The sequence below is a fragment of the Vibrio sp. 10N.261.52.A1 genome, from assembly GCF_002876325.1.
Taxonomy (GTDB): domain Bacteria; phylum Pseudomonadota; class Gammaproteobacteria; order Enterobacterales; family Vibrionaceae; genus Vibrio; species Vibrio chagasii.
This window is the reverse complement of the sequence record NZ_MCYD01000830.1, coordinates 1-6,964: the sequence shown is the minus strand read 5'-3', so window position 1 is coordinate 6,964 and position 6,964 is coordinate 1. Positions and strand designations below refer to the sequence as shown.

The following is a 6,964-nucleotide window of genomic DNA, read 5'->3' as shown; positions in this document are numbered from 1 at the left end:
AACAGGGTTAGATTTTGTCGGTGCAAAACAACAATTGTTCGTTCAGTATGATAATGAAGCAAAGCGCTTTCATGACGCTGAAATTGAGCAAATAGATTTCTCGTCACCAAAGCCAACAAAAGCAGAGAAAATCCATTATCAAGAGCTACTGTTTATACAAAAATATCTTTCAGAAAAGTTATCGATGACTACTGCTGAAAGGGAGTTAGACAAGCTTTTAAAGGATGTAATTCGAGACATAGTTAGGTGTGCGGAGTGTACTACTACCCCGATAGTTAAAACTTGGAACAACTCGTACGTAGCTTACAAAGAGGTAAGTCTTTCGGAGTTGATGTTGTTTGGGCTTGAGGCGAATCCTACGGGTAACGCAGAAGTTTTATATCCAGCAGAGTATTTTAAGCTTGGTGAACAGGATATTTCAGTTATTGAATTTCTTTCAAACCTTCGCTCTTATATTATGCAGAATGAATCTACTTTGTTTGTTTCAAAAGGCCAAGTAAATAATGATTTAAAACCTGCGGGTATCGATCCAATCTCTTGGGAAGTGATGAAGAAGAGCGTGTCGGATGTTAATTTGAATTCTGAAATTTGGAAAAAGGCGATGGTTCCTAACATCCGTCGTTTGTTTAATTCACTAGTCAAAATTACAACAGGGCCTACAGGGGCGACTTTTGTAAACTCTGCCTCTCAGGCAATGAATAAGGCTGTTACAACAAACTTTAAGCTGGCCAATGTTGGGAAAACATTCAATTTAGCGAGTGCTGTAAATGCGGTTGTAAAACACATTCCTAAAGTGGTCGAAGGGGAGTCAGAGCGTCATTTATGTAATAGTGACGAGATTGAAGGTAGTGGTTTTACCAATGGCATTACGCTTGAAGAGCTGTGTGTGTATGTTCCTAATTTCCGTAGTCAATCCTTCCCTATTACAGTAGGCTCGTTACTTGATCAAAGTGAAGGTTCTGCGGTTGTTGAAGACCCAAGTGGCGGGAATACTGCGATGACAACGCTCTATCAAATTTTTCCCTATGTAATCAACCCTTGGGAGTGGATTTTTAACGGCTTACAAGCGATAAGTGGTGTGGACTTAAGGGTGTATGGCCAGGACATCATGGGTTATCGTGTGACTTTAGTACATGATAGTGGTGCTATCGTGTATCGAAATATTATGTTTGCAAAGCAAGAATTAGTCCTGTCAAAAGACCAGCTATTTGATGCCGATGTTAGTCATTACACAATTAAAGTGTACAGCAACTTGAATAACCGTGAAGTTGCGAGCTTCGCTCTAAGTCAAAGTATGTTTGACCGCAGTTATGGTGGAGTAGTCAAAGGCAATAAATTCTATTTTGTTGAAGAGATTTTTGATAACCAAAAACAGGAATATGTCAATAATGGTCGCGCAATCAAAGTATGTGGTTTACCGCCGCAAAACAGAAATGATGACGAGTTCCTTTATGAGTGTTTGGAGGATAGATTTTACCCTCGTATTATTCCTGATTACTATATGGACAACATGCGTGTAATACCTAAACCAGAATAAGTATTAACTGACTAATGGTAAAAAATGCCACACGATATTGTGTGGCATTTTACGATTCGTTAAGGGCTGGTTATGGTATTAGATTGTCAGCGTTTTCTGTAACTCATTTAAAAATCGAGAAATATCCTCTGCGCTAATGTCGCGGTGAGTAACAAAACGTACCGGGTTACCAGGTGTCATTGTAATACCTTGTTCGCTAAGTTCACCTGCGATACGGTTGATATCCACTGACTCGTCTAACTTCGCAAATACGATATTCGTTTGAACAAAGTCAGGGTTAACGGAGAAGCCTTCCAATTTACTCAAGCCAATAGCCAGGTTTTTCGCGTTCTCGTGGTCAGCTTTGAGCTGAGTAACGTTCTCAGTCAGCGCTATTTTTCCTGCTGCAGCAAGAATACCCGCTTGGCGCATACCACCACCGACCATTTTACGTAGTCGACGTGCTTTAGCGATGTACTCTTTACTACCAAGTAGCAGAGAGCCAATCGGAGCACCTAAACCTTTTGATAAACAAATCGTCATCGAATCGAAGTGTTGTGCGATCTCTTTGATGTGCACGTCTAGTGCCACTGCTGCGTTATATACTCGTGCGCCATCTAGGTGCATTTGCAAACCGTGTTGGTTTACGAAATCACGAGCTTCCGCTAGGTAAGACATTGGCAGTACTTTGCCGTTAATCGTGTTTTCTAAGCTTAGGAGTTTAGTGCGAGCGAAGTGGCTGTCGTCTGGCTTAATAGCAGCGGCAAGCTTTTTGAAATCAAGAGTGCCGTCTGGGTTGTTCTCGATTGGTTGAGGTTGAATCGACCCCAGTACCGCAGCGCCGCCTGCTTCGTATTTGTAGTTATGTGCTTGCTGGCCACAAAGGTATTCGTCACCACGCTCACAGTGCGCCATTAAACCCAGTAGGTTGGCTTGTGTACCCGAAGAAGTGAACATTGCGGCTTCAAAGCCTGTTTCTTTGGCTGCCCACTGCTCAAGTTCGTTTACTGTTGGGTCGTCACCATATACATCATCACCGACTTCTGCGTTTGCCATTACATTGCGCATTGCTTGTGAGGGTTTAGTTACGGTATCAGAACGAAAGTCCATGTTTCTCTCCTAGAGTATTATAGGTAGCCGCAGAGTTGGGCTTTACTTAAACAAGCGATAGTTTTTGTATCGGTGATTTGATCGTGTCGTATTTTGTCGTTCAGTTCTTCTAAGCTCAGCTCGATCACTTCTATGACTTCATCTTCGTCACATTCAAAGCGGGTAGTGAGGCTAAGGTCTTTTGCAACGAATAGATGCTGTATCTCATCGCAGAAGCCAGCTAAAGGCGTAACTTGCCCCAAGCTTTGAAAAGAAGTTGCGCTATAACCGGTTTCTTCTTCTAGCTCACGTTGAGCACACTCGAGTGGTGTCTCGTCAACTTCCATAGTGCCTGCAGGCAGTTCTAAAAGCCACTTCTTAAGGGAAGGACGAAACTGATTAATCAGTATGATTTTTCCAGATGAGGTGATAGGAAGAATAACGGCCGCACCAGGGTGATTGATTGTTGTATGTTTTATCACGACGTTCGTAGGGAGCGTCACGTTCTCTTCTATGAGAGATATACTTTTCCATTGATGGATAACTTTATTCATGCAGTCTGGCCACATTCCTTGCCAATTTTTCGTATTCGAAAGACGTGCTTCACCATAACGCCTATGGTGTCGAAAATAAAAGAAAATTTAGACATAGTTTTGAATTAAATTTCACACCATCCGTGACTCTACTCTCAAATTTGCAATCTATGATTACATCGAAATTACGGACGTAACCATCTGATATAAATGCAACTCAATAATAAAATACACTTGTAACAAAGTGCTAACAAATGTATAAAAACAAATCTACACTCTTTATTGTTCAAAGATTTTCGGAGTAATGCATGACCCCTTCTATTTCTTCACATGCTGACAAGGCGCTACTCTCTGAAAGAATTAACAAATTAGCGCATGCTCTCTCTGATGGTGTCTATGAAAGAGAAGATACCATTAAGCTCTGTTTACTGGCTGCTTTGGCTGGTGAAAGTGTTTTCCTACTAGGCCCTCCGGGCATTGCAAAAAGTCTTATCGCTAAACGCCTAATCCAAGCTTTCGATAACAGCAGCTATTTCGAATATTTGATGACACGCTTTTCTACGCCTGAAGAAGTGTTCGGTCCTCTAAGTATCCAAGAACTGAAAGACAACGGTCGCTACGTAAGGTTGACTGAAGGCTACCTTCCAACCGCTCAAGTCGTATTCCTTGATGAAATCTGGAAAGCTGGTCCGGCAATCCTTAATACACTCCTTACTGTTGTGAATGAAAAAACGTTCAAGAACGGTAGTGATATTGAACGCGTACCAATGCGCTTATTGGTCTCTGCGTCGAATGAACTTCCAGATGAAGATAGCGGCCTAGAAGCGCTTTATGACCGAATGCTTGTTCGCGTGTTTGTAAACCGCATTCAGAACAAACAAAACTTCAAGTCGATGCTGACTGCAGGCACTTCTCAAGAAGCTGAGATCCCGAAGGGATTGGCGATCACGGATATTGAATATCACCAGTGGCAAAAAGAACTCGACAAGCTTGAACTGACAGATAACGCATTCAATAAGCTGTATGAGTTGAAAACCATGCTAGAAGAAACGGTTAAGCAGCAGGGTTCAACTTCTGAATCCGATCTGTATGTTTCAGACAGACGTTGGAAGAAAGCTGTGAAACTGCTGAAGGCGAGTGCGTTCTTCAGTGGTCGTGACAGCGTAAACCCGCTTGATATTCTTTTACTGCAAGATTGTTTGTGGCACAGCCCAGAATCACGAGATGTGGTTCGTAGTGTGGTTAAAGACTTTGCGTTGAATCGAGCTTTTGATCAACAAGAGTCCAAAGCTCAAATTGAAATGTCACGTGAAGAGCTTGAAGATATCCAAGACGAAGTTGAGTCAACACTTTCTGTTTCCCTCTCAATGGAGACAACCAGCGGCCTTCTACGTAAAGACGTTTACCACAGCGATATTAAAAACGCGAAGACGTACAGCGTCGGTAGTGCTTACAACTTAGTTAAGTTAGTTCTGCTGCAAAGCAACATGTCAGTTTCAGAATCAGAGAAAGGCGATAGCCGCTGGGTTTACTTAGCGAAAGATGATTTCGATCGTGTGCTGAAAGAAGGGCACGGAGATATTTACGGTTACGTAAACGAAAACAAAAACCTATGTCGCTTGAAGTTGGATCTTGATGCATCGAATCAGCTAGTGATTAAAGACATCGCGAACCGCTCGGTATTAGTGAGTGTGGTGACCACTGATGGTTTGGACCAAGAGCTTTACAACAAATGGTTGAGTGGCGCTGAGCGAGCACTTGAGCAACTAAACGAAGCTGAATTCAAGCTAAAACGAGTGCGTACCGATTTCCACGATGCGCTACCTCACAACTATATTGACCCAGAGCTACCAAAAGCGATGGAGTCAAGTTTGCAAGCGGTAACACAAGAGCTTGAGACCGCGAAAGTGAAGAGCAGCAAGATTGCTCAGCGTCTTAAATTTATGAGTCAGTACTTCGAGTAGAGGGGACAAGTATGTTAGGAGCAGACGGTTTAAACCTTGCTTTAATGGTTGCTGACTCAGGCATCATTGATACGGCGATGAATGATCTCATCGCCCGTTCTCAAGTGATGATGGCTGCTGAGAATAAAGGGGTAAAAACGTCGGTGAAAAACCACCTAGTGAAATGGCGCGGTAAAGTAAAGAAACGCGTTACGAAGGTGTGTGAGACCGACCGATTCCAAGAGGAAATCGCGCTTTATCAAGAAGTGATTCACTGGGATGAACCCCAGTTTTTTGATGAGATCGATAATGTCATCAAAAAATTGGAGTGGCACTCAGCGTTTTACCTGCAAGCTAGACGCCTGATGGAAAACAACAAGGGCGTTTATAATGCGATGTTCCCACACTACTTCTGTGATCAGTGGTATCAATCGTTGTCAGATGCCATCAAGCAAGCTCAAGTAACAGAACTTGAAACCAGTAAAGAGAAAGTTTTAGCGGATCTCTACCAACGTATGGAAACCATGAAAAACATGGATAAAGTGACGGAATCTGGTGATGAGGGCAGTGTTGGGCGTTTGTGGGATATGGCTTCTGCTAAGTTGAGTAAAACAGACTTAACGGTAATGAAGCGTCACGCAGAGTTTTTAAATAAACATAAAGGCCTACAAGAGATCGCTGAGAAACTGGGCCGTATGGCGGGCATGGAAGACGATCCTTCTTTACATAAGGCCCCTGTAGAAGAACTACAGATGGTAGAAGAGAAAAGCGATGAAGCCGTTGATGATATCGTCGGGATTCATGAAAGCGATGATCTTAACAAGATGCTGCCAAACGAGACTATGTTCTTGGCGTACCCAGAGCTTGAAGTTATCTTCTACAAACACTTGGCGGATAAACGCTTACTGAGTTACCGCTCCAAAGGTAAGTCTCGTACGTTACGTAAAGTTAAGGCACAAAAGCCAGACAGTAAACACGTTGATATCGAGAAGGGGCCGTTTATTGTTTGTGTAGACGCCTCTGGCTCTATGAGTGGCTTTCCTGAGCAATCAGCTAAAGCAATGGCCTATGCACTAATGCAAATCGCTTTGGCAGAAGAAAGGGACTGTTACGTTATCCTATTCTCTTCAGAACAGATTACTTACGAGCTAACAAGACAAGATGGCTTACGTGAAGCGAGTGATTTCTTGAGTTACTCATTCCACGGAGGCACAGATTTGGAACCTGTATTGATGAAATCGATCGATTTGATGACAGGTGATAAATACAAGAATGCCGATTTAATCGTGCTGTCTGACTTTATTGCTCCTAAGCAGTCTGACGAGATGATCGCTCAGGTTGAAAAGCTGAAGGAACATAAAAACCGTTTCCACGCAGTGAGCCTTTCTAAGTACGGCAACCCTCAATTGATGAGCATGTTTGATCATTGTTGGGCATATCACCCGAGCTTGGTTGGTCGCTTCATGAAGAAGTGGTAGATCGCGAATCATTAATTTAAACCATTTTGCTGTGTGTTTTTTAGCTGAAAAGATCGAACAAGCAGCAATTTGATTTAAATGTCAGCAAACAGAATTTAAATTCACTTTTTTGTTTGACTATCTCTCCTCAATCCGTAAAGTAGGCACCCGAACACAGCGGAGTGACTTACTAAGTCCCTAACGTGTTGAAATAAAAAGGCGCCTTGGCAGAGTGGCTATGCAGCGGATTGCAAATCCGTGGACCTCGGTTCGACTCCGGGAGGCGCCTCCATTATCTCTCTGATATCTAGAGCAGAATAATGAAAATGCGACACTAGCTCAGCTGGTAGAGCGCAACCTTGACAAGGTTGAGGTCACGCCTTAAGCCTTGAAGAAAGGGAACCTCGTGTGTCGCTCCAAATTTTG

At 42.9% G+C, this 6,964-nt stretch carries 5 protein-coding genes and 2 tRNA genes; 5 read left to right on the top strand and 2 right to left on the bottom strand.

The annotated features are described in order from the left end of the window. Positions 1 to 1,537 (top strand): hypothetical protein (locus BCT81_RS17690; protein ID WP_102425302.1); only part of this gene is annotated, 1,537 nt, incomplete at its 5' end. A 78-nt stretch (positions 1,538 to 1,615) separates the two neighbouring features. Here BCT81_RS17690 and ltaE read toward each other — a convergent pair. Together ltaE and BCT81_RS17680 are read right to left on the bottom strand one after the other, a co-directional pair. After that, positions 1,616 to 2,626 (bottom strand): low-specificity L-threonine aldolase, encoded by a 1,011-nt coding sequence (gene ltaE / locus BCT81_RS17685; protein ID WP_102425301.1) that lies wholly within the window; start codon positions 2,624 to 2,626, stop codon positions 1,616 to 1,618. A 17-nt stretch (positions 2,627 to 2,643) separates the two neighbouring features. Next, positions 2,644 to 3,159, bottom strand: coding sequence for an NUDIX hydrolase (locus BCT81_RS17680; RefSeq protein WP_102425300.1), 516 nt, complete (start codon positions 3,157 to 3,159; stop codon positions 2,644 to 2,646). A 287-nt stretch (positions 3,160 to 3,446) separates the two neighbouring features. Between BCT81_RS17680 and BCT81_RS17675 the strand changes: the two genes are divergently transcribed. The 4 genes from BCT81_RS17675 (at position 3,447) to BCT81_RS17660 (ending at position 6,957) form a co-directional block, all read left to right on the top strand. Continuing rightward, positions 3,447 to 5,102, top strand: a complete 1,656-nt coding sequence (locus tag BCT81_RS17675) for an ATPase RavA domain-containing protein (RefSeq protein ID WP_102425299.1) — start codon at positions 3,447 to 3,449, stop codon at positions 5,100 to 5,102. Between the two features lie 11 nt (positions 5,103 to 5,113). Further along, on the top strand, positions 5,114 to 6,559 hold the full coding sequence (viaA, locus tag BCT81_RS17670; protein WP_102425298.1) for an ATPase RavA stimulator ViaA: 1,446 nt from the start codon (positions 5,114 to 5,116) through the stop codon (positions 6,557 to 6,559). Positions 6,560 to 6,756: 197 nt separating this feature from the next. Then, positions 6,757 to 6,830, top strand: a tRNA-Cys gene (locus tag BCT81_RS17665). 36 nt (positions 6,831 to 6,866) lie between these two features. Further along, a tRNA-Val gene (locus BCT81_RS17660) sits at positions 6,867 to 6,957 on the top strand. The last annotated feature ends 7 nt before the right edge of the window (positions 6,958 to 6,964 follow it).